Genomic DNA, 23,470 nt, shown 5'->3' with positions numbered 1-23,470 from the left:
CCATGTTCACGCTCCGCCGCTGGGGGCGGGCCGCCGTCCTGGTGTTGGCCGCCGCGCTGGTCGTGCTCACCCCCGGCGCCGCGGCAGCAGAACCCACCCTTGAGCCCCCCGAAGGCCTACTCGCCCCCTTCACCTTCACCGACTCCTACGGCATCCCGCTGGACCACTACGACATCACCGCCGACACCGGCGGCATGTCCGACTGGGACCTCAAACTCCAACTCTGGCTGACCAACAGCCTGATGTCGCTGAACCGGCTCACCATCGGCGCCTGTGCCTGGCTGCTCAACTGGGCCTTCGAGTTCGAGCTGGCCCGGTTGATCACCGAGCCCATGCGCGAGATCGGCGAGACCTACCAGAGCGCGATCATCGACCGCCTCGACTTGGGCGGTGTTCTCCTGCTGCTGGGTGCCGCCTGGTGCGGCGTGCAGATGATGCGCGGGCGCGTGGCCATGGGAGCCGGAGAGCTCGCCGTCACCCTCATCATCAGCGCGTTGGCCGCCACAGTGCTGGCTCGCCCCGCCGACCTGCTGCTTGGTGAGGACGGTCTGCTCATGCACACTCGTGACACCGCCATGGCCCTGACCTCGGTCACCCTCACCCACGGCGAAACGGTTTCCACCGAACCCGCCCAGGCCGCCGAACCTTTGACCACCGCGCTGGTCGACGTGCTGATCGTCCAACCCCACCAGTCGTTGAACTACGGCACCACCCTGGATGAGGAGCACACCTGCTGGGACGCCTACCGCGAGATCGTCGAGACCGGCCCCTGGGGGGATGAGAAGACCCCCCGGGATGTGATGGTCGACGCCGGGTGCGAGGCCCTGGCCGAATACAACGAAACCCCGACCGTTGACCGGCTTTTCGGCGCATTGCTGCTGGTCGGCGCCACCCTCATCGTCAGCCTGCTCATCCTCTTGCTCGTCTGCGCCCTGCTCATCGCCGTGCTCGCCATGGGCCTGTACGTGGTGCTGTGCCCCATCGCCCTGGTCGCAGCGCTCCTGCCCGGCGGCGGCCGGCAACTCCTATGGCGGTGGATCGGCGGCGTCGTCAAGAGCCTGCTCGCCATCTTGGCGGTGTGCGTCTTCATCGCCATCTTTACCCTGCTCATCAGCGCCTTCATGAGCGCTGGCGAGAACATGCCGCTGGTGGCCCGCTTCGCCATCCTCGACATCGTCGCCCTGGGCGGGCTCATTTACCACCGCAAACTCCTGAACGCTGGTTCCCGGGCCAGCCAACGCCTCTCCCGGCGTTTGGAGACCGCCCGTTTCGGTGGTGCCCGCGGCCGTGGATGGCTCGGACCTGGTGGCCAGGCCCCCACCCTGGCGGGCATGGCCCGTGACGCCCGAGCCGAGGTCCGCCGGGTGAGCGCCCCCGTCACACGTACCGCAGCGGTGGTCGGCAAAGCCTGGAAGGGCAAGTCGGGCAAGCCCACTCCGCCCGGAGCCGGCCGACTCCAACAGCGTATGAACCAGACCCGCGGCGGACGCATCGCCTGGCGGGTCGGCAAAGCCGCCGCGCTGGCCGGCAAGGTCGCTTTCGGCGCCACCGTGGGAGCCCCCGTCGCCCTGCCCAAGGCCACCGCGGCCGTCAAGGCCGCTGCCACAGCCCGCTCGGCCGTTACCAAGGCAAAGCTGGCCGGCAAGGTCACCTCGGCGGCCCGCACGGGCAAGCAGCTTGCCGACGCGTGGAAGCAGACCGCTCCCGCACGGGCTGTTCGTACCTCTCTGGCCGCGGACGCCGACGCGACCCGTACCCGCGATCTCGTCCAACGGCGGCACAACACCACTCTCAACACCGGTCCCGGCAACACCACCCGGCATATCGGCAAACCCGAACCCGAAGCTGCGAGCAGCGTTGCCGAGCACAGCGAACAGTTCGAAGGCTCGCCCCGGGGTGAACTCGTGCCCTTGGACGGGCCGCCGGCGCGCCTTCGAGGGCAGATCCGCGCGCACATGCGACGCCGCGGCACCGACGGACGAGGGGAGCGGTGACGATCGACAGCAAGAAGGCCTGGATCATCGCGGCGGTGATCTTCCTGCTGCTGGGCGGCGCCGGGTTGGTACCGATGATCGCGCTCATCGCCATGACCGCCACCACTGTCGGAGGACAGGGTCAGGCCGCCCCGGAGGAGGTCGACGGCATTCCGCCGGTCATGCTCGACGCCTACCAGCAGGCCGTACGCGGCCTCGCCGAACACGCCCCCGAGTGCCAGGGCATGACCTGGGCTGTTCTGGCGGCTGTCGGAAAGATCGAATCGGACCACGCCGCGGGCTACCAGATCGCGTCGGACGGGACCATCACACCGCCGATCGTCGGCCCCACTCTGGACGGCACCGGCGCCGGCGGCAACACCACCGTCCACACCGACACCGACGGCGGGCGGTGGGACGGAGACGCCCAGCTCGACGCCGCGGTGGGCCCCATGCAGTTCATCCCCGCCACCTGGGCCGACGAAGGCATCAGTGCCCGCGGCCACGAACCCGACCCCCACAACGCCTACGACGCCGCGCTGACCGCCGCCACCTACCTGTGCGGGACCGAACCCACCGACCTGTCCAACGAACAAGACCTCACCGATGCGCTGTGGCGTTACAACCAGTCCGACGTCTACGCCGCCGACGTCACCCGGTGGATCGACACCTACACCCAGATGAGCGAACCGGCTCAGGCCATGGACCGCAGCGGCAGCCAGGACGCCATCATCACCGCCGCCGAAGATTGGCTCGGCACCCCCTACCTGTGGGGTGGCGAATGCCGGGACCTGGCCACGGACCGCTGCGATTGCTCCAGCCTCACCCGCTACGCCTACAGCCAGGGGGCCGAGGTGGACATCCCCCGCACCACCTACGACCAGGTCCAGCTCCCCGACACCGATCCGCAGCGGTTCGTGCGCATCGACCGCATCGAGGATCTGCAACCGGGCGACATGCTCTTCTTCGGCTCCTCTCCGCCCTGGGGCATCGGCCATGTCGGCCTGTACGTCGACGAGCACCGCATGCTCGAAGCCCCCAGAAGCGGCCTCGACGTGCGTATCGCCGAGGGATGGCAACAGCGCCCCACCTACTACGGCGCGGTCGGGCTTCGTTGAAAACGACCAGCGGTCATGCCACTCCAGTTCGTCTTTTCTTTCCATGTGCCGCCTCCCGCAACGGAAGATGGCGGTCTGCGGAAGCAGACGCTGAGCTCGACCGAGTACCCCTGGCTTGTGCGATCTCCCTGATTGATCAGGACTTCGGACACAGCACCCCAGCGCCACTTCCGGAGCCCCGACCTGGACTCTCAGCCAGCCTCCACGGATCCGTTGCCACAGCATCTTCCACAGTTAAAGCAACAGTTAAAGCAACAGTTAAAACAATGGTTAAAACATGAGTTAAAACAATAGTTAAACCAATGGTTAAACCATAAGTTAAAGCCCTGGTTTATCATCACCCCACGCGCTGGCTAGCGCAAGCCCTGGGGCCAAGGGGGTTCCGCCTCTCGGCAAGAGCCGACATCTTACCCATACGCACACCCTCACCTACATGCAAGGAAGGACGTACAGCAATGCCAAGCCCCAGACATATCAAGGAAGCACTTGCACCGAAGGTGCTCGAATTAATATCACAGACGACCGTGGTCCACATGATGACGTTCGCCATCCTCGGCCTCATGTCCATGATCGCGGTATTGCTCATCAGAAAAGCACTCATCACTCGACAGTTGAGCCAAAGAGTCTCCACCCTTCACCTGCCCACATCCACATTCGACCCCTCGCCAGAAGAGGTACACCGGGCGGCCAGGCGCCTCACACGCACCCGACCAGCACTCTGGGTGACCGCCCCGTCGCCCGGAACGGCCATCAGAGTGAGGCTCGCCACAAACAAAGACGGGATGCTCGAATACCGCCTGGAAGGGCCTCAGTCGGCGCGCTCAATCATCGAGGGGCGCCTGTTCGATCATGTCGAAGTCGTCCCAGAAAAAGCCACAGAGGAAGAATCAGCGGCGGAGGAGAATCCTCCTGGGGAGAGCATTCAAAAGGGTAGGGGTGGAATTTCCTTGGAAGTTTAATTTCCCCCCTTGGTGGTGTATTGTTGTTCTTGTCCGAAAGGGAGATTCGGGCGCAACCGAGAGTCCATATTTTCAAGGAGGAACCATGAACCTTTGTTGGAAGCTTTCCCCCGGTGAGTCCGACGTGGCCGAGGTGGAGATCACCGTCACCGAGACGCAGGACGGTTGGTGCGGGGTGCTGGAAGGAAGCGGGGCCACGGCCACTGCTGCCAGCGTCACCGAGGTACGTGCAGCCCTGGCGGGCACGGTCAAGGAACAGCTCCAGAGTTGGGCCCAGGCAAACGGGGCCAGCACCCAGATCAACCGAATCCGCCTGTTCACGCATCTGGTGACCAAGCACCAGCGTTCGGGCTCCCACGCGGGACAGGTCATCAACATCGCCGCACTGGCGGACCGCGTGCCCGGAGGTTGGGCCGCCCGCACCCTCACGGGACACCTGTCCCTGGCCCCTGAGGAGCGGGAGCGTCGCCTCATCATGGAGATCCTGTCGGGTACGTCGGTCTCTCACGTAGCGGCCAAGGGGCAGACCTTCCAGGAAGCACAGACGGCTCTGGCGGCCATGGTGATGCAGGAACTCGACTTCGACGCAGACCAGACCCATCCTGATTGGAGCGCCCTGCGTCTGACCGTCACCACGCGCAAGACCCTCGAAACGGCCACCTTGGTCTAGATCCGTCGCATCATGTCCTGGGGTGCGCCACGGTTGTTCGCCGGGGCGCACCCTTTCTTGTATAACCGCACGGAGAAAACCCCTGTGGGGAGCGAAATCCCCGGATCATTCCCGGGATGTTCCTTGAAGGCCTCATTGTCCTTCTCCCGGTCGAGCATCGCTGAACCCTGCCCGGGTTAGGGTGGCGCGGTTCTACCGCCCCTATGGCGATCTGATGGCTCGTGGGGACAAAGCAGAGGCGCGCGCCACAGTTGGGAGAGGGCGCGCGCCAGATGTCGCCTTCCGAGAGTCCAGCCAAGGAAGAGACGGCCTCAGCCTACCCGCATCACCGCTTCCCCAGATTCGTCCCGCACTCGCGATTCGGTCGCCCCTGCCCCGAAGCCGTTCATGACACCACTGTCGGAGGGAACTCCATGCAGCACCACACCGCGACCCCGCCCACCCTGTGTGAGGCTCTGGAACAGGCCCTCACAGCCACACTGCGTACCGAGTACGTCGACTTCTTCGGCACGCCCGTGATCATGGTCAGCATCCCCGACGGGAACGCCGTTGATACAGGCGCCGTCCTGATCAGCAACCACCGCTCTGAGGCCCTGGCCATCGCGCTCAGCGACTACCAGGGCGTGATGGCGTGTCAGTACCCGCCCGGGTACGACCCTCGCGATCCGCGGGCAGACGAGCCGGAGGATGTCACCGTCGTCTATGAGACTCACCACGACGGTGACATCCACACCCCTGCCGAAGCTGTCGCAGGCCTGAGCCGCATGGCCGAGGCCGTGCATGTTCACCTGACCACCTTGACCGAGCACATCACCGCCACTGGCGATCCCGCTCAGTCGAAGGACTCTGTCTAGGGGCGGGAGAAAGCACCGGTAAGGACCGATCGCCCCCTGCCGGTCACAAGCCCTGCCCCTGCACTCTTCGCCCTGGATGTTCAAGCACATCCAGGGAGGGAGCGGAGTGCCACCGCGTGTCCATGTCGCACGGGCCGAGCTGGTGTTGGCCCGAGATACCCATGTCCCGCTCAGACAGGTGGGGCTCAAACCCGACCCGTTGAGCAGCATTGCCGCCGCCGTCGCCTCAGTCCGCCATGATCTGGGGGAACGAGTCGACATCTGCGTGGACCTGAGCCCGTTGACCCCGTCCCGGGTCTCCCACCTGATCCGCCGATCCCGTCGGCCGCAGGAGGGGGGAGGGTGGGCGGGGCGCGGCCTCGCGGCGATGGGCTCCCTGGCGAAAGAGCTCATCGACGAACTCGTGCCCGGCCCCGGGGTTTCGACGCCGCCTCCTGCACGCACGATGCCTCCTCCAGCCACCGGGACGGTCAGCAAGTTCACCGTCGAGGAACCGGTGTTCGCCGCCCAGGTGCTCATCCGCGTCACCTCCGAGATCCCCGGCCGTGCTCAAGCCCACCTGCACCAGGTTCTCGCGGCGTTCGAGACCTGGAGCGGTGAGAACCACTGGCGTGCCGCAGGCCTCAACCTGGGTGTGGTGCACCTGGGGGCCGATGTCTGGCCTTGGCGGCGCTCCTTCGACCGCCGTATGGACACCGGGCTCTTCGCACCCCGGGGCCAGAATCTGCTCACCGGCGGCGAACTCGCAGGCCTGCTCAAGCCCCCTACGCGGCACTGTCCGGGCCGCAATGTGGCAAGGTCACACGGCCTGGTCGCGCCCCCGCCCCCTGGGCTGCCCACCTATACCGGCCAACCGGACATGCTGCCCCTGGGGTACGCGACCTCCGGGGAAGGCGCCGAACGACTCGTCGCCACTCCGCTGGAGGACCTGTACTTCTCACTGCGCATCGGCAAATCCCGCTATGGCAAAACAGAGACAGCCCTGGTCCAGAGCGTGGCCCTGGCATTGGCCGGACACGGTATCTGGTACATGGACCCCCATGCCGACGGCTGGCGCCGGGCAGCCCCGATGCTGACCTCACCACAGGTGTTGGCGCGGTTGTGGGAGGTCGACTTGACCGTGCGCGGAGACGATCACCGTATCGCCGGCTACAACCCACTGGACATGAGCGCACCCGGCACCCGGCGGGAGCACATCGAGGACCGGGTCGATGCCGTGGTGACCGCCATCGCCAGCGCCCTGATGTGGGGCGACTCCGCATCTCGCGCCCGCACCATCCTCACCCGTGCATGCGAGACGCTGTGCCACCTCGGGCTTCGGCTTCCGGCCGATGCCCAACCGACGCTGTTCCAAATCCCCCGCCTGCTCAACGACGAAACCTGGCGTGAGCCGCTACTGCGCTTTCTTCCTGAAAGCCTGAAGCGCTTTTGGACCGGCACCTTCGCCAAGTACCCTCCCGATGCGACACCGACCGTGACCAACGTGATCGAGCGGCTCGCCTCGTCGCCGACCCTGATGGCGTTCTTCGGCTCCCCCACCTCCACCTACGATGTCCGTGCCGCGATGGACCAGGGCAAGGTCGTGTTCGTCTGCCCCCCGGGCGGGGACATCGGCCGCATCGTCAACTGCTTGCTGGTCTATGACCTGTTCCGGGCGGGGCGCTCACGCGGGGACATGCCCGCCCAGTCGCGTCGTCGTTTCGACGTGATGATCGACGAGCTCACCGCGATCGACGGCTCCTCCAAGGGGCACCTCGCCGCCATCTTGGAGCAGCTGGGCAAGTTCGGGGTCCGGTTGCACGCCATGACCCAGATGGCCCAGCGCCTGTCCCGAGCCACCCGTGACGCCCTGCTGCAGAACCAGTCATTGCTCAGTTCCACGGCCGGGGACGTGGACGCCGTACGCGCGGTGACCCGGCAGTGGGCCGGGCAGGTGCACCCCGACACCTTGGTCAACCTGCCCCGCTATCACCATGTCGTCTCCACCACCCTCAACGGGGAGACGACCCCGCCGTTCCGTGTGCGCGGTGCGCTGTTGGAAGAACTCTTCGCAGATCATCACGCCCCGGACCGCCTCCCCCTGCAACGCGCAGCGATCGACACCAACCTGCGCAGGCGCCGTATCGGTGACGTGTTGGCGGACCTGGAGACCCGTGACCAACGCATCCACGACTGCCTGGGCGTCAAACCCAAACCCCGCCCCACGAACCCTCCGGGAAGTCCGCACAGGTCTTCCGACACCGAGGTCACCACGCCCTCCCCAGAAGCTCTGACCCCCCGGGCGAACGGCTCCCGGACCGATCTCACGCCACACCAGCCCGGAGAGGGGGACCCCATCGCATGACCTCTCACACCGCAGCCGCGGGTACGGCCTCACATGAGGCGTTGAATGTTCTCTACCAGCACCGGCTGGCGACGACCGACCAGATGCGTCGCCTTCTCACACCCAACACCACCACCGCCCAGTACATCTGGCGGATCCTGGACGGTCTGCGCAAGCACCGGCTCGTGGAGAGCGTCAGTGCCGGGGGGCGCCGTCAGCATCATCGCTGGTTCCTCACCGCCGCGGGAGCCGATGCCGTGGAGCAGGAGGGGTCGGTGCCGGTGCGCCGTTACCGCATGACCCGTGACCGGGCTGCCGGACCGTTGCAGCGACACAGCCTGGCCGTCACCGAGGTGGGTGTGCTCATGGTCGAGGACGCCCGCAGACGAGGGGACTCCTTCGGGCCGCTGAGCTGGATCCCCGAGGTAGCCCACCGCTTCGCCAAAGGCGAGGGGGAGGTGGGCGACACCCATGTGATCAGTGACGCCCTCATGCACTACACCCGCGTGAACCCCTCGGGAAGCCGCACCCAGATCCAGAGCTTTCTGGAACTGGACCGGGCCACCATGCCCGTGCACCGTCTCGCGGCCAAGCTCGCCTCCTACGCCCGCTACTACGACCACACGCCACTACTTGAGTCGCGCCGAGGCCGCAGAACAGCACCCGGCCAGGGAACCGTGGTGCCCGTCTGGACCCGGCGCTACCCCCGCTTTCCGCGGATCCTGGTGGTTCTGGACGGCACCCGGCCCGAGCTGCAGGAGGACCGGCGGTGGGACCTGGTGTCCTTCGTTGACAACGTCCCCTACCTGACCGAGCCCAGGAGCGGGTTCGACATCGGCTGCGCCACGATGCACGATCTGGCGACCCAGGGCCCCAACGCCCTGATCTGGTCGAACATCCTCTCCCCCGACCCCACCGTCCTCACCGACTTCCAGCTCAGGAAACGGACCGGCTGACACCGAAAAGGGGGGGTGCGGCCCCTGCTCTAGGCAAGGGTCCGCACCCCCTTCTTTCCGGGCTCGTCACCATCAACCCCGTTGGCGGGACTGCTGTCCGGTGTCTTTCCCGGGCGTGTTCGTGCGGGCCCGTCACGGCCCCCACCCGGGCGGGCTTGTGCTTGGTATGAGCACATCCGACCCCTCGATCCTCGACGGCATCGCTCGGCTGATGGACTCCCCCCGCCTGCGGCAGCGCAGGATGGACACCATCCCTCTGCGCGGCCCCGGAGCCGCCGCGACCCGTGTCCAAGGCCGTCAACCCGGTGACTCCACCACTCCGACTGAGCTGTCGGACCTGATCAGCTCCATCGCCACCATCGGGGTTCTCCAGCCGGTACTGGCCGAGGAGATCACACGCCCCGACGGCCCTCCCCAGATCCTGCTCGTCACCGGAGAGCGCCGCCTGCGCGCTTGCCGATGGGGGGCTGCGCACCTGCCCGACAACCCCCACTTCGATGCCCTGCCCGCGATCATCTGTCCCGGGCCACTGTCGGAAGAGGAGCGCAGGAGCTGGCAGATCACCGAGAATCTGGCCCGGGAGCCCCTGCGACCCGGAGAACAGGCCGCTGCCCTGCTGTGGCACCGCTGCGCTGTTCTCACCGGGCAGCTCCTGCGTGCCGGCAAGCCGGTTCCCTCGGACGTCAACGACCTTCAAGACCCCATCCAGCGTTGGGAGGCGTTGGAGCGCATCCGTGGCCAGGATCCGTCCTGTGCGGCCCCGTGGTCGGAGGTGCTGACCCGGCTCGGGCTGCAGCTGAGCCCGCGCAAGGCACGCGAACTGGTCGCGGCTTTCCGAGCCTTGCCCGCAGCCGTCTCCGAGGAGATGGACGAGGAGAAGATCCGCCTCCACACCCGTATCCGCTTCGCGCGCCTGCGGGCCGGTCGGGCCGAAGCCGCGGACCAGATCTGGGCGGCCGTCAAAGCCACGCGGCGCACCGACCTGCTACCGGCCGCGGTCCAAGCAGCCTCTGAAGACCCCGACCTGTCAGCGGACGAGGCGATCGAACAGGCACAGGTACGCCGGGAGGAGGCCAATGAGGCCAGGTCCCAGGCCCTCAGCCGCACCCCCGCCGGACTCGCCGCAGAACTCGCGCAGACCGAGCACCCCGCAGGTGATGGACCTGCGGTCGGCGAAGACACCGAACACGGCGGAACAGACGAGCCCAGCACCTCCACGGACACACCACCCGCGCCGAACCCCGGTGACAGCGCAACCGAGCTCGATGCCACCGCATGCCTGGAAGGCCTGCGCTCCCTGCTCGCCGACCTGCGCTCTGGCCGGCGTCTGGGGCGCTACGCCCGCGGGTCCCTGCGGCTGCTGCTCCACGACCTGCACCCCTATGTGCACGACAACGAACAGGAGGAGCGGGCGTGAGCCCTGTCGACCTTCCCCTGCCCACCACACAGATCCCCGTCCCCGCCCGCGGCTGCGACTGCACCGCCTGCCCCTGGTGGGCGGGCCCCGACGGCACCGGCGGGCCCGCCACGGTCGAACCGCTGTGCTCGGGCGCCAACAGCGACTGCTCCTACTGCGGATGCTCACGCGCGGAGGCCGACGCCCCGGCCGGTGCGTGCGGAACCTGCCCGATTCGCTGCCCCTCCCGCGACAACCTGCGCGCCTGGATGGCCGACGTCGGCGGCACCCTCACCTTCGACGACCTCGCCTTGGCCGACCACGCCCTGCCCCACCTGCCCGGCTACATCCCCCAGGTGGACGGCACCGCTGTCACCGCCCTGGATGAACACCTGTCCTGGCCCGCCTACGCCGTCGGTCTGCGCAGGATCTTCTCCCCGCGCTCGCACACCATCTACCCGCGCTGGCGCGACGGCGCCCGCGCCCACGACCTGCTCGGCTTGGCGCCCGGGCAGCTCGCCGTCCTGTCCGGGTACGGGGAGGACCCGCTGGTGGAGGCGTTCTGGAGCCTGCGCCGCCGCGACCGCCTCATCGAGCAGATCGCCTCCCAGGGCTGGGACCTGGTTCTGGCCTGCAATTACTCCATCTACGGCAACTGGCCCCGGCAAGAGCACCTGCTCAACATGCGCCGCTCTTTGCTGCTGGCCACCGAGTTCGCAGACGCCGGGCTGCCCACCGTGCCGAACGTGTACTGGTTCCGGCTCGAAGACCTGCAGCGGTGGGCGGAGTGGATCTCCGACGCCCGCCCTCCTGCCATCGCCATCAACGCCCAGACCATGCGCAGCTCACAGGACTGGGACAGCTGGCTGCTGCCCGGCCTGCACTGGCTCGCCGCCCAGATCCCCGCGGACCTGCCGGTGGTCATCACCGGCCTGTCACGCCCCGACCGCATCGGCACCGCGACCGCGCTGCTCGGGAACCGGCTGACCCTGATCAACCAGACACCGCAGGCCTACGGGCTGCACGGCGAGGTCATGGGCCCCCAGGGCCGCCAACGCGTGCACGCCACCACCGAAGACGCCTTCCGCTCCACCGTCCGCTACTTCGCGTCCCTGATGCCCCGTCCCTCGGAGGTGCTCTCATGACCGCTCCAACGCCGAAGCGGCGGTTGTTCGTGCTGCTCGTGTGGTCCCCGGACCTGAGCATGCCACTCGACCCGGTGGGAGTGCTCGGCCTACAGGCGGAGGCGGAGGACGGGCGGCAGTGGAGCCCGCACGTGTCCTGGGTGCCCAACCGCGATGGGCGGGCCTGGCCTTGGAGAGAGCGTCTGCGCACCGCGGATCCGCTCACCTCGGAGCTGTTGGAGCACTGGCTGGACCAGGACGGCACCACGCACCTGATCGAAGAGGAGCACCTTCCTGAGGCGCCGTCCCTGTCGCACCTGGTCGAGGGCTACCTGGACCAGGTGCTGGTGGACCTGGCGATCGGCGGGGGGCGGTGATGGGCTCAGGCGGATCCCAGACCCACAGCTTGTACGCGACCGCTCCCACCGTGCACGAACCGATCACGGACCTGGGGCCGCACCTCGACCAGATCGTGGACCTGCTCACCGAGCACACGGACGCAGAGCCTGAGGTCGAGCTCTCGGACACCCTGAGCGACGCAGGAGCAGAGCACTTGGAGAAGTTCCACGCCCTGGTTGAGGAGATTGAGGCTCTGAAGGAGGGGCCGGCCTTCCACGGCCTGGCCGAAGCTTCCGATGAGGACGATGAGCTGAACTGGTACGCCCACCTGCAGCACGCCGACCAGCTCGCCGACCACCACCTCATCAACGCCGTCGCCGGCGGCCTTCCCGTGGAGCAGTCCGAGGTGCTCCACGGCCTCAAGGGCAAGGCCACCGCGCAGGCACTGGCGGAGCTGGACGAGGACCAGCTTCACAAGATCGCGAAGTCCCAGGGGTTCCTGTATCCGGAGCTGGTCGGGCTCAACCACCCGCCCGGCGCCAACCATGCCCTGGTCCACTGGCTGGATCCGCACTATGAGCCGGACTCCGATTCCAAGGCCAAGATCCAGGCCAAGGCCCAGGAGCGCTTCACACAGCTGTGCGCGGGACAGAGTGTCGCGGGCAAAACGCTGGCGGATGTGGACCACACCGGGTACGGCGTCGGCACGTGGACGGTGTCGCAGGAGCAGTACACGGCTCTGTGCTCCACCCTGGCCCAGCAGGCCGACGCGTTCTCCTCCCTGCCCTCCGCCGAGCGCGCCCAGGCGCTCGCCGAGTTGGTCGACGCCGAGAACAAGGTGTTCACCGCGGCGATCCCCGGTATCAGCTCCGCCTCGCTGAGTGGGTCCAAGGCCGAGGCCACGGTCAAGGTCGATGAGGTCCTGGCAGGCTTGCCGACGCACTCCCCGGACGTCAAGGTCGCACTGGATGCGGCCCAGAAGCGGGGGGACGTCACCGCCGAGCAGCGGCAGGTGCTGGCGGGCATGGCGGCTCTGCACCTGGCCCGGGCGTCGGTGTCCCAGACGGAGAAGGACGACCTGATCAAGGTCGCCGATACGCGCATCGCCCAGTTCGCTGAGGCCAAGACCTGGCACGACGCGCTCATGGCCCCGGGCGGGCACATCTCCTTCACCGATGACGGAAAGCTGGCCGTCTCTGCGGCCGCGGGCAGCAAGATCTCGGCCGGTGACGTCGTCTATCTGGCCCAGGCCGCGCAGAAGTATTTCGCTGCCAAGAAGGATGTCTCGGAGTGGATCCTGCAGGCCTCCGACACCACCGGCCTGTACGCGCAGATCTCCGGGGCCGCGGCGCACGGTGACCCGCTGGCTCCTGACGATCTGTCCAAGAAGTTCAAACAGTGGGCGGTCAGCCAGGACAAGACCCTCCTGGTCCAAGCAGCCCAGGCCTTGGGGATGTCAGAGGCGACGGCGGGCAAGCCCTCCAAGACCAACGCCAAACTGCACATTGCCGCGGTGTGGGGCAAGGGAGCAGGAGCAGGCACCCCTGGCCCGGGCACCACAGCCGCGGTAAAGAAGACAGCCGCGCCCACCGCACCTTCTGGTCCATCTGCCAAGGCGCCCTCAGCAGTGGGTGTGAATGCGGTGGCCAAGACCAGCTTCGGTGGCCACCACGCCAAGCTCGTGGACGCGCTGAAGCACTTCAACGGTGCGGCGCTGGACGTCCCCAAACCGGTCGATGCCAAGGTCGTCACCGCCCACGACTTCGGCCACGGCACCTCCGCCACTGGCCTGGGTGGCGTGCACTCCAAGTCCCTGCACACCGGCCCGGACGGCGGCCAGTGGCTGTTCAAGCCGGACAAGAAGACCGGTGGGGCCCGGGCTGAAGCAGAGGCCGCGGCCTCGCAGGTCTTCCAGACCGCCGGGGTCTCGGCTGTGCCCGTCTACACGGCCAAGGTCGGAGGCCATACCGGAGCCGTCCAACCCATGGTCAAGGGCGCCTCCGCCCTGGCCCCCGACCCCAAGGCCTGGACTCAAGCGGACGTGGACCACCTGGTGCGCGCCCACGTGGCCCAGTGGCTGGTGGGAGATCACGACAACCACCCCGGCAACATCCTCAAGACCCCGTCAGGCGGGCTGGTGCCCATCGACGCCGGCCAGGCCTTCAAGCACTACGGCTCCGACGAGCTCAGCCTCGACTACCACCCCAACGCCGACTTCGGTGCCCCGAGGCCGGCCTACCAGCAGGCGTACAAGGCCGCCGCCCACGGCGGTCTCGCCCCGGGCGTGAAGATCAAACCCGCGGTCGCCCATCCCGTCATCAAGAAGCTCGAATCCATCCCGGACGCGCAGTGGAGGGCCATGCTGCACGCCACAGCCCACCAAGGGGCCAAGAACCCGCAGATCGGCTGGGTGCCGCACATGCGCGATCGAGCCGCCGCCAAGCACAAGATCTCGGCCGACAAGGTCACCCCCACCCAGATCGCCGAGGCGTTTCTCGATTACTCCTGCGAGCGCAAGAACTCCCTGCGCCAGTCCTTCACCGACTTCTTCACCAAGGAGCTCAAGCTGCCCGGTGCCGACATCTTGAAGTACGGGGCCTGATGGGCAGCTCCGGAAAGACCAGTCACGCCACCTACGCCACCGCGCCCACCTACCCGACCGTGTCCGAAACGGTCGACGTCGACACGGGCGCTGAAAGCTGGGGAGAGGAGGCCACCGAGCTGCTCATCCCCGAGCCGCAGCCCATGCTGGCCGACGACACCTCGGCCATATCCTCATCCGAGGCACCCCTGGTGGACCAGCAGCAGGAGGGGAAGACGTCTGAGGACGTCTTCCCCGAAGAAGCGTCCCCGGACGTCCCGGAAGCATCCCCTGGCCCACCGCCCCTCGCGGTCGAAGATGCGGCCCTGCCCATCCCCGAAACCCCGCCGGAGGGAGTCGCTGCCGGGGTGCCGGTCCTGGTCGGTGGGGCAGACCTGCAGGACTCGGCTGCCACGCTCATCTCCTACAGCTCCACCGATGGCACAGGGCCCCGAGAAGTCCTTCTTGCCACCCTGGACGAGGGAGCCGAAGTCAAACTCATGGACGCCTTGGCGCTGTCGGAGGAAAAGCTCATCCCAGTGCAGGTCGAGGAGGAGATCAACGGGCGGCTGCCCATCGACCAGGACCAGCAGCTGTACGAGAAGTGCTCCAAGGCCGCGATCTCGATCAACCACCGTCTGAAGAACGGAGAGCCGATCCCGCCCCACACCCTGGACTACCTCGCTACCGCCACCACAGCGGTCCAACAGGTGCTGGACAACCCCGAGTCGACCCCGGACGAACTGACCATGGCCGGGACCTACAAGCAGTGGCTCGCCGGCATGCAGCACCGCATCGACACCGCAGGCCAGGTCCCCTATGACCAGGGCGGCAAGGTCCCCAAGATCAACCCCTACGAACACACCGGCACGGTGATGGTCACCAAGATGATGCCCGCCCCCACCGACCAGCCCGGCCACGGCCAGTTGGCCGCCACGGTACGCGACGCCAGCCGCATCAAGGCGAGCATCGACACCACGACCGGCACCACCAGCTGGGACGGCACCTCCCGCTCCCAGGCCAACGGCAAGGAATACGCAATCGACCTGGGCGAGGGGTACACCGCCGTGTACCGACCCTACGGCGCCAACGCCGAGGGCAAGGGAGAGTACAGCCTGCGCGGCCAGCTGGAGATCCATGCCCCTCAAGGGCCCGGCCACGGACACGACCTGGTGGAACGCCTGGGCGCCCTGCACCTGGTCAACCGGGCCATGACCGCGAAGGAAGCCGAATGGACCTACCTGACCAACAACATCTCCGCCCAAGGCCTCCAGGCCAAGCCCGAAGTCAAGGAGGCGCTGGCCAAGGCCACGCACATGGAGGAACTCCAGCTCCAGGAGCTCTTCCACACCAACGCCCACCAGGCGGTTGGCCTGGACGCCGAACAGCTGTCGGACCTGGCCAAGAAATGGCAGATCGAAGCCGCGGCCTCATGCCTTCCCAAGAAGGTGCGCATGGTTCGGGAAGCCGTCGCCACCTCCGTGGGCTTCACCAGCGGCGCAGAGCTGGTCCAGAGCCAAGGCTATGATCCGACCCCCAAAGCTACCGGCGGGTGGTTGACCTGGGGCAGGTTCGACTTGGGCAACAAGAAGGCGGCCATGGGATCGGCGTGGAAGGGCAAGTCACTGGTGCACAAGGTCCAAGGAGGGAATCTGGCAGCCATTCTCGCCACCGGGGTGCTGGCCTCCACCGAACGCCGGGCGACCATGGGCATCTCTTCAGGGCTGGGCATGAGCGAGGCCAGTGACAAGCACACCGGCGGAGCCAGCTCGGTGTTCATGCGGGTCAGAAGCACATCCCAAGCCAAAACAGGACCCCAGCTGGTGTGGGACGATCCGCTCAAGATCGTGGACAACACCAGCCTGTACGGCTACAACAGCGACCACTTCGGCGCGGTCAACCCCGACCACCATCTGCATTCAACGGGCAAGCTGACCAAGGACCCTCTCAAGATCGCCAAGTTCAACGCCAGTAACAACGAGGTCATGGTCAGACACGGGCTCGACCTGCTCGGTGAGCACGCTCCCAGCCGCATCTTGTGCTCAACGGCCAAGGAACGTGCGGACGTCTTGGCCGTGCTCAAGGCCAAGGGCGTCGAGCACCTGGGCGGCAAACCGATCGACGAGGTCGTGCAGTGACCAAGGGAGCATCCATGGACTGGGAAAGCACCGTACGCAGTCTCCTGGCCGGAGCCCATTCCGGGACCGGCGATGGGACGGATGCCGGCGCGCAGCTTGTGGTCGATGACCCTTCGGGGGATGAGGCCTACCGGGCTGCGCTGGCCCGCCACTGCCGTGTCGAGGAAGACGAAAACGTGCTCTGGATCCGTCCGATCGTTCCTGGGGAGAAGGCCCCCGGTACTGGAGAGACGATCCATGACCTCTCCGTATGCCGACGTCGTTCCCTGTCCTGGACCGGACTGGAGGTTCACGAGAATCAGGTGATCTTCACCTTGGCCACTGGTCAGGTCGCACGCATCGAACCTGCACAAGGCAGAGAACTTGCCGAGCTTCAGAGCTGGGATCTCTTTGTTCTCGGGCTCTCCCAGGAAGAAGAGCGATACTTGGACGATTTGGACGCCGATTCCTGGTGGGGATGATCCTTCTTTGAGAATGGCTTTGCCGCGGGTCGAGGTCTTTCTCGATGCTCTCTGCGCAGTTGGCCCCTCCCTCCATGGAAGTGATCGAGATTGCGGTGCGGTTCACAACTCGGATTCGGCGAGGACCTGCCACCGGCAGATGGACGCACGGTCGTCGAACCGCATACGCACCACCGCCAGCGACCGGAATTCCACGGTGGCGTTCACCGTTCCCAGAGCGCCCGTGAGTCCGTCGGACAAACCTGGGGTGTGGCACCTGGCCAGGGCCAGGTGCGCGGTCGCCGTCGGGTGGATCCGAGAGCGGGGTTCGCGCGCGGCGTTGCTGATCTGGAAAGCGAGGTCTGCCAGGTGGCCCATCCCGTTGGTGTGCTCGTTCAGGTAGAGCCCGACCTCGCAGGGGTGGTCGGCGCGCAGGAGCCTCACCCGGCCCGTCACCGGCACCGGGTCGGCCATGCGCACACCCGTGTCGAGTGCTTCCTTGAGGGTCCCTGTGGCCTCCTCCGACAGGTCCACTCCCCAGGCGAGCGGCCAGTGCAGCTGGTGCGCGGGGACGGCGCTGAGCAGATCCGCGTATGTGGCCAGGGACGGCAGTAGGTGCTCCACCACCTGCGTGAGTTCCCCGTCGAGGCGGGGAAGTGCGGTGAGCACGGTGGTGTCGGTGTGGGGGGTCAGCCAATCCTCGTCCGCTCTGGCCAGGGCCAGCGTGCTGGGGGCCGGGTCCGGGCGTGTGGGATCGGCCAGGGCCGTGATGTGCAGGCTGCTGAGGTTGTAGGGATGTTTCAGGTACTGGGCCACCGTGTTGATCAGGTCGGTGTTGTCCCGCACGATCGGGGCCGCCTCGCTGTGGGCGGCGTCCAGGTCGAGCGGGTACCGGGACAGCACAGTGGCCACCTCTGCGCGGAAAAACTCTCGAACGTTCTCGGCGTCCTCGCCTGCGCAGCGGGTGTCCAGGAAGGCCGCGTGCGTCTGCTGGGCCGATGCCAGCATGAGCGCGAGCACCGGTTCCGGAAACGGGTCGGCCCGCAGCATCGAACGGAACCGGTGGAAGGTGTCGGTGAGGTCGAGGAACCGGGCATGGGAGATGTGCACTCCCGCCCGGTGCGCCGTGACCAGCATGGCTGCCAGAGCCAGCCGCGCTGCCCGCTCCCAGTCGTCGTCATCGACACCCGGGAAGCTGCTCGGCAGCTCGTGCACGAAATTGAGGGACTCATCCGGTGTGGCCATGGGCCCATGGTGATGGAAAGCGAAGGCCGCTGGGAGCCTGCGACCCTGGGCTACTGCACAGCACCACTGCCCTGGCCGGAATCGGCCACCGGTCGCCCGTGGGCGCGAGAAAGCAGGCAGACTCGCGACGACGCGCCCCCGGGGCGTGTGGGGTGAGAGGGTGGGCGCACCGGATCTCAACGGTTCTGAGCAGGAGAGGGGACAGGGTCGTGTCCGACAAGGCGAGCATGCAGGGGTCCCGATGAGCGCGGCGTCCCGACCGGTGCCCCCGACGGAGGAACTCCTGCTGCTGGGGGAGGCGGTGACCGCGAGGTTGAGCGACGCGGTGTGGCACAACGCCGCGTGCCAACGCGCTGCCGCGCAGCTCGTCCTCGCGAAGGTCGCGGGCATGACCGACTTCGGAAATACCTGGGTCCCGATGCTCAAGCACCGGCCGACCTACGAAAGCGGGTGGTTGGGGCCCGGTATGGCCGGGTTGGGCAGGACACCAGCACAGGCGGCGGCCATCGCCGTGGCCGGCGGACAACACGCTGCCCACCAGGTGTTCTCCTCGGCCCTGACCGCGGAGGAAGCGCGGGCGGTGTCCGCGCGGTGGGCCGAGTTCGACGAGCGGCACCACCTCAGGCACCTGGCTGAGCCGTGGGACTGGGACCATGCTGTCCACGACGCCCGAGCGCTGTCCGCCGAGTCCGCGGTCCGCGAGGAGATCGAGTTCGTGGCCGATGATCTGGGAAGGGGTTTGCAGATCCCGCATGGGGACGTGGAGGATGTGCCCGAGGTGCAGCACCGGATCTGGATGCCCTGACGATGACCCCTGACCCGGCCTTGGCCACAGACGGCGCCCCGCGGGGGCGCGACGCCCTGTTCGAGGCACTGCGCGAGGGCTCCGTGACGGGGCGGGGGGCCGCGGTGGCGATGGCGACCCGGTGGGTGCTCTCCCGCCCGGGCCAGGAGCGCTACCGTGCCGCGCTGGCCCCGCCGCCCGAGTGGGCGCCGCCGTGGGCGGGGCGGGGCGCGGCGGCCCGGGGAAAATTCGGGTGATGGGTGCGGGCCGGATCGGTGCGGGAAACGGCCCCGGCACAACCCCGCCGCGGGGTCGGCCTTCGGTGCGGTGGGCGCGGGCCGAAACCGCGAGGTGCGGCACCCCGCTCCGACAAGCGTCGGCCGCGCATGGGGCTTGCTCACCGGAGTTCGGCGTGAGCGGCGTCAAGATGTGCTCTGCGGTCACTGATGAGGCGGACGGAGGCGTCCTCGGGCAGGGCCAGCTCCCACGCCTCCTCGAACGCCCCCGGGTAGGGGCCCACATCGGACTTCTTGCTCGTGAGCAAGGACATGTGGCCCGACTGGGCGTGGAACACCTCCTCCAGCCCGACCTCGCCGAACCCCACAAGGGTGAACAGCCCATACACCAGGGCCAGGTGTTCACCGTGGGCATGGGGCAGGACACGGATCTGAACCTCGGGGGCGGCCGCCGCCTCCACCAGGTGGTGCAGCTGGCGCACCATGATGGAGGGATCCACCTCGACCCCCACATGGATGCGCAACACCGCTTCGCTGAGCAGGTAGCGCTGCCGTGGCCGGGACGAGCGGGAGCCCAGTGCGGCCTGGCGGCGCATCACCATCTCCACCAAGGAGTGCACCTGCCAGGGTTCGGCGCGGGCCGCAGCGATACACCGGGCGTAGTCGCGGGTCTGGAGCAGATCGGGGAGCACATACGTCGCCACCTGGCGGATCGTGTCGGCGCCGGCCTCCAAGCCGAAGTAGATGCGCTGGTCGGCGGTGAGCAGGCAACGGTAGGGGGCCCACCACACGGGCCGGCGGGCGGCCTCGCCCAGGGCGCGCAGATCCCGCGCCAGCGGAGCCGAGGCCACGCCGTACTCCACCAGGAGGGCGTCGAGCTCCGCCCGGGGCAGGACCTGCTGGCAGTTCTCGTAGCGCATCATCTTGGCGTGGGACCAGTCCAGGTCCCGGGCGACCTGCTGCTGGGTGAGCCCGTTTTCGTGGCGCAGCGCGATGAGGGCGCGCATCAGCAGGTGCTGGTGGACCACGGGGCCGCGATCATCGCTCACCGGCGGCCTCCTTCTCCGGGGCAGGGCGCGACCTGCCCGGGGCTGCCGGCTCCATTGCCGAGCCGGGTGGTGGTGTGAATCTGGGACAACGGGGTCCTTCCTGCGGTGGTGGCCGTGAACAGCGCTGCACCGGCCTGGGGCGGTCAGGGGTGGTAGGGCTGAGCGGCCGCGAACAGCGCCTCGAACTGGTCCCGGTATCCGGCCAGGTAGGTGTCGGGCACGATCAAGCGCCCGGTAGGGGTCTCCATCTGGACGTGGCGGCCGTCCACGATGGTGAACCCCCCGTACCAGGGCACCCCGGCGTCGGTGGGCAGGACCCGCAGGTCGACGGTGGGCCGGTCGGCGAACAGGGTGAGGAGGCCCCGCTGCATGTGCTGCGCCCGGTCGGGGAGGTGGTCCAGGTGCAGGGCGGCGGGGGTGATGACGAACCGGCACCGGTGCCGGGACAGGTAGTCGCTGCGGTCCATGCGCACCAGTACGGCCTCGTCCAGGTCCTCGCCCCTCAGTCCGGCGGCGGACAGCACGTGGCGGGAGTACCCGGGGGCTTGGAGCGGGCCGGGGATCAGGGCGGGCACGAATGTGTCCACCGACACCTTTACGGCGGCTTCGGTGGCCTCGACCGCCTGCTGGGAAGCGAGCAGGGTCGCGGACCGCTCATCATCGGGGTGGGTGTGCGTCATGGTGTTCTCCTCAACGTCGGTAGGGCGGGGGTGTGGGCCGGTGGTGGCCCGCAGGACGGGCAGGCCACCACCAACCCCACGGGGGCGGGTCAGATCCACTCGGGCAGGGCGGCGTTGATGTCCACCAGGGAGGTGTCCAGGCGCATCAGGATCAGCGAGTGGTCGCTGAACTCGTGCTGGTGGTGCACGTAGGAGGTGATGGCGGGCACCAGGGGCGGGGTGACCCAGAACTGGTCGACCCGGCACCGGCCGCGGCCGGTCGGGGCCAGCAGCGAGGTGTCCCCGGTGCGGTCGGCCATGTGCAGCGCCACATCGGTGAGCCCCCCGAGCTGGAGGGTGCGGCCGACGATCCGATTGGGGACCAGGGACCCGTCGGCGTCGACCAGCCAGCGCGAGGACCGGTTGTACGGGGGGATGGTCGCCGGGTCGGGCACCGCGGCGGGGTCGTCGCGGTGGGAGAAGTGGTTGACATCCCCGCCGACCAAACCGAGGCCCCCGTAGCGGTAGGCGCGGGCGACCATGACCTGCGCCTCGGTGGCGGCGGCTGTGGCCGAGTAGGGGGTGAGGTGGGCGCTGATCGCCGCCAGCGGGGTGTCCAGGCCGGGCAGTTCCAGCACCGCGACGCCGAGACCGTGGTGGACCATGTGCTGGTAGCGGTCCTCGAACTGCTGGATGTGGATGGTGTCGGGATTGATCATCACGCCGGTCCCACCTCCGGCAGGGGTGATGATGTGCCCGGCCATGCGCAGGCCCAGGTCCCGTTCGGCATGAAAGAGCGGCTGCCGGTTGTAGTCGTGCCATTTGCCGATCTCCTGGAGCAGCAGGATGTCGGGACGGTGCTCGGTGATGGCGGCCATGAGACCGTTCCACCGATCGGGGTCGGGGTCACCGTTGGGGGTGTAGAGCCCCGAGTGGGACATGTTCTGGGCGACGACGGTCACCGTGGTCGAACTGGTCATCAGACTCCTTGGTGTGCATAGAAGAAGCGGGGATCCGGGCCGGGGCAGGGCACGGGCGGTCGTTGCGGGAGGTTCGTTGAAACCGGGGCATCGGATAGGGAGCCGCCGTAGGATCAGCGGGCGAGTGAACGACGAGCCGTGCCGATGCCGAGCGGGTGCTGGTGGCGTTCCACCGCACTCCGGGCCCGAGATTCGGGCTCGACCTGATCGAGGCCACTGGGCTGTCCAGCGGCCGGGTGTACCTGGCGCTGGCCCGGCTGACCGGGGCCGGATGGGTGGCCAAGCGGTGGCAGGAACCCCACGAGATCCCTCACGACCACCCTGCCCGCGTGCTGTACGAGCTCGCCCCGCTGCCGCCCGGGAGCCGCGTCCGCTGAGACGGCCGCGGCCCGTGGGAGTGCGCAGAGCCTGGGCGGCGGCCGGTGTTCGGCGGGTGGTGGTCATGGTCGGCTGCTCCTCAGTTGAACCACAAGGTGGTCGAGACCAGGCCCGGGCCCTGCGGGTGCAGGGGCCACCGAGTGTGGGTGCCCTCGACCTGGGTGAACCGTGCCCCCACCAGCAGCCCCACCCCAACAGCACCCTCTCCGGCTTCGGCGAAGGGTGCGGGGTCCAGGTCCGACAGGGAGGCCACGCCCCGGCCGCCAGGGGGATCGGCCGGTGCGCCGGCGTCGTGGACCAGGGCACGCCACCGGTCCTGGTCGCGGTCGCTGAACGGCAGGGCGACCAGGGTCGGGTCGGCGCACGGCGCGGTGAGAACAGGGGCGGCACCTGCCGGATCAGGGTGGACGCACATCCAACGCACCGCCAGGTCGGGGTCATCGCGGCGCGCCAGGCGCGCACTGTGCGCCCCGGCGCTGTGGGCGGTGTCGCCGGTCCAGCAGACCAGGTGCCACACGGTGGCGTCGTAGGCCAGCGCGGTGCCCGTCCCCGGCGGGCCGAGGCGGATGTCGACGGGGCGTCCGATCGCCTGGGACAGGGCGAGCGCGGCCCGGCGGGCGTTGCGCTGGCCGTCGGTGTGCCACCCGGTGGCGCCGTACACGGCCAGCAGGGAAGTGCCCACGGTGGTGCACGGGGCGATCCCGGCCTCGAACACCTCCAGGCTGTGTCTCGGGGCAGCGCCTGGCGCATCTCCCAGGTGCAGTACCCCTACCGTGAGCTCTTCGCTGTCGTGTCCGGGCTGGGGGCCTTGGAGCAGGGGCCGGTACCGGTGGTCCAGCGCCCACGTGAGCACCATGACCCGCCGCTCGTGGTCGGTGGGCCGCAGCACAGCCAGCAGCCGCTCGGCCGGAACCGGGTGGGGGCGCCGGATGCCGTCGCGGATGGCCGCCAGAGTGCCATGGGTGATCGTCGCGGCGTTGACGAGGTCGGTGGCGCTCAGGCCGCGCCGTACCCGCAGTCGATCCAGCACGGCACCGGCCGCCGCGTACGGGCACCCGCGTACGGGTCGGGGCGGTCCCTTCGGGGTGTGGGCCGCGGCGGCGGGTGGTGGGGCCGGGGCGGGGGTGCGGGCGCGGCCCTTGGTGCGGATGCGGGTGCCCGCGTAGACGAGCTGGTTGCGGACCGCGGATCGGCTCCAGCCCGTTTGCTCGGCCAGTTGCGCGATGCCGGCACCTTGTTCGTAGACCGGACGCATTTGCTCCCCGGGC

21 protein-coding genes are annotated in these 23,470 nt (G+C 68.2%); 16 read left to right on the top strand and 5 right to left on the bottom strand.

The annotated features are described in order from the left end of the window. Positions 1–2 precede the first annotated feature (2 nt). From ABZ249_RS12240 to ABZ249_RS12180, 13 genes are all read left to right on the top strand, one after another. The gene (locus tag ABZ249_RS12240) at positions 3–1,994 is read left to right on the top strand and encodes a type IV secretion system protein (RefSeq protein WP_355260993.1); all 1,992 of its coding nucleotides are present in this window, start codon (positions 3–5) and stop codon (positions 1,992–1,994) included. Next, positions 1,991–3,091 carry an NlpC/P60 family protein gene (locus tag ABZ249_RS12235; protein ID WP_355260990.1) on the top strand — a complete coding sequence of 367 codons (1,101 nt, stop codon included), beginning with the start codon at positions 1,991–1,993 and terminating at the stop codon, positions 3,089–3,091. Before ABZ249_RS12240 ends, ABZ249_RS12235 begins: the two co-directional genes overlap by 4 nt. Positions 3,092–3,546: 455 nt before the next feature. Continuing rightward, the gene (locus ABZ249_RS12230) at positions 3,547–4,050 is read left to right on the top strand and encodes a hypothetical protein (protein ID WP_355260987.1); all 504 of its coding nucleotides are present in this window, start codon (positions 3,547–3,549) and stop codon (positions 4,048–4,050) included. 85 nt (positions 4,051–4,135) lie between these two features. Then, a complete protein-coding gene (locus tag ABZ249_RS12225) occupies positions 4,136–4,720 on the top strand; it encodes a hypothetical protein (RefSeq protein WP_355260984.1) in 585 nt (194 codons plus the stop codon). Between the two features lie 413 nt (positions 4,721–5,133). Next, complete coding sequence (locus ABZ249_RS12220; RefSeq protein ID WP_355260981.1) at positions 5,134–5,574, top strand: hypothetical protein; 441 nt, start codon at positions 5,134–5,136, stop codon at positions 5,572–5,574. Between the two features lie 76 nt (positions 5,575–5,650). Beyond that, a complete protein-coding gene (locus tag ABZ249_RS12215) occupies positions 5,651–7,918 on the top strand; it encodes a hypothetical protein (RefSeq protein ID WP_355260978.1) in 2,268 nt (755 codons plus the stop codon). Beyond that, positions 7,915–8,853 carry a replication-relaxation family protein gene (locus tag ABZ249_RS12210; protein WP_355260975.1) on the top strand — a complete coding sequence of 313 codons (939 nt, stop codon included), beginning with the start codon at positions 7,915–7,917 and terminating at the stop codon, positions 8,851–8,853. Before ABZ249_RS12215 ends, ABZ249_RS12210 begins: the two co-directional genes overlap by 4 nt. 166 nt (positions 8,854–9,019) lie before the next feature. Then, positions 9,020–10,270, top strand: coding sequence for a ParB N-terminal domain-containing protein (locus ABZ249_RS12205; protein WP_355260972.1), 1,251 nt, complete (start codon positions 9,020–9,022; stop codon positions 10,268–10,270). Beyond that, the gene (locus tag ABZ249_RS12200; protein ID WP_355260969.1) at positions 10,267–11,394 is read left to right on the top strand and encodes a DUF4417 domain-containing protein; all 1,128 of its coding nucleotides are present in this window, start codon (positions 10,267–10,269) and stop codon (positions 11,392–11,394) included. Before ABZ249_RS12205 ends, ABZ249_RS12200 begins: the two co-directional genes overlap by 4 nt. After that, complete coding sequence (locus tag ABZ249_RS12195; protein WP_355260966.1) at positions 11,391–11,750, top strand: hypothetical protein; 360 nt, start codon at positions 11,391–11,393, stop codon at positions 11,748–11,750. Before ABZ249_RS12200 ends, ABZ249_RS12195 begins: the two co-directional genes overlap by 4 nt. 50 nt (positions 11,751–11,800) lie before the next feature. Continuing rightward, on the top strand, positions 11,801–14,314 hold the full coding sequence (locus ABZ249_RS12190; protein ID WP_355260963.1) for a hypothetical protein: 2,514 nt from the start codon (positions 11,801–11,803) through the stop codon (positions 14,312–14,314). Continuing rightward, positions 14,314–16,431, top strand: a complete 2,118-nt coding sequence (locus tag ABZ249_RS12185) for a hypothetical protein (protein ID WP_355260960.1) — start codon at positions 14,314–14,316, stop codon at positions 16,429–16,431. The genes ABZ249_RS12190 and ABZ249_RS12185 overlap by 1 nt, the downstream gene beginning before the upstream one ends. Positions 16,432–16,445: 14 nt before the next feature. Beyond that, on the top strand, positions 16,446–16,892 hold the full coding sequence (locus ABZ249_RS12180) for a hypothetical protein (protein ID WP_355260957.1): 447 nt from the start codon (positions 16,446–16,448) through the stop codon (positions 16,890–16,892). Between the two features lie 102 nt (positions 16,893–16,994). Here ABZ249_RS12180 and ABZ249_RS12175 read toward each other — a convergent pair whose 3' ends face one another. Further along, a complete protein-coding gene (locus ABZ249_RS12175; RefSeq protein WP_355260954.1) occupies positions 16,995–18,116 on the bottom strand; it encodes a hypothetical protein in 1,122 nt (373 codons plus the stop codon). A 241-nt stretch (positions 18,117–18,357) separates the two neighbouring features. Here ABZ249_RS12175 and ABZ249_RS12170 point away from each other — a divergent pair, with 241 nt between their 5' ends. Both ABZ249_RS12170 and ABZ249_RS12165 read left to right on the top strand, forming a co-directional pair. Further along, positions 18,358–18,921, top strand: a complete 564-nt coding sequence (locus ABZ249_RS12170) for a hypothetical protein (protein WP_355260951.1) — start codon at positions 18,358–18,360, stop codon at positions 18,919–18,921. A gap of 2 nt (positions 18,922–18,923) precedes the next feature. Then, positions 18,924–19,157 (top strand): hypothetical protein, encoded by a 234-nt coding sequence (locus ABZ249_RS12165; protein WP_355260948.1) that lies wholly within the window; start codon positions 18,924–18,926, stop codon positions 19,155–19,157. A 140-nt stretch (positions 19,158–19,297) separates the two neighbouring features. Here ABZ249_RS12165 and ABZ249_RS12160 read toward each other — a convergent pair whose 3' ends face one another. From ABZ249_RS12160 to ABZ249_RS12150, 3 genes are all read right to left on the bottom strand, one after another. Further along, positions 19,298–20,185 (bottom strand): helix-turn-helix transcriptional regulator, encoded by an 888-nt coding sequence (locus ABZ249_RS12160; RefSeq protein ID WP_355260945.1) that lies wholly within the window; start codon positions 20,183–20,185, stop codon positions 19,298–19,300. Positions 20,186–20,328: 143 nt separating this feature from the next. After that, on the bottom strand, positions 20,329–20,865 hold the full coding sequence (locus tag ABZ249_RS12155; protein WP_355260942.1) for a Scr1 family TA system antitoxin-like transcriptional regulator: 537 nt from the start codon (positions 20,863–20,865) through the stop codon (positions 20,329–20,331). Between the two features lie 89 nt (positions 20,866–20,954). Then, positions 20,955–21,824, bottom strand: coding sequence for an endonuclease/exonuclease/phosphatase family protein (locus tag ABZ249_RS12150; RefSeq protein ID WP_355260939.1), 870 nt, complete (start codon positions 21,822–21,824; stop codon positions 20,955–20,957). Between the two features lie 155 nt (positions 21,825–21,979). Here ABZ249_RS12150 and ABZ249_RS12145 point away from each other — a divergent pair, with 155 nt between their 5' ends. Then, positions 21,980–22,201, top strand: a complete 222-nt coding sequence (locus ABZ249_RS12145; protein WP_355260936.1) for a hypothetical protein — start codon at positions 21,980–21,982, stop codon at positions 22,199–22,201. A gap of 80 nt (positions 22,202–22,281) precedes the next feature. Here ABZ249_RS12145 and ABZ249_RS12140 read toward each other — a convergent pair whose 3' ends face one another. Continuing rightward, on the bottom strand, positions 22,282–23,457 hold the full coding sequence (locus tag ABZ249_RS12140; RefSeq protein ID WP_355260933.1) for a hypothetical protein: 1,176 nt from the start codon (positions 23,455–23,457) through the stop codon (positions 22,282–22,284). Positions 23,458–23,470: the final 13 nt, after the last annotated feature.

It is taken from the genome of Nocardiopsis sp. NPDC006139, from assembly GCF_040614155.1.
Taxonomy (GTDB): domain Bacteria; phylum Actinomycetota; class Actinomycetes; order Streptosporangiales; family Streptosporangiaceae; genus Nocardiopsis; species Nocardiopsis changdeensis.
Note: the sequence above shows the minus strand (reverse complement) of the source record. Positions and strands in the feature narration are given on the sequence as shown.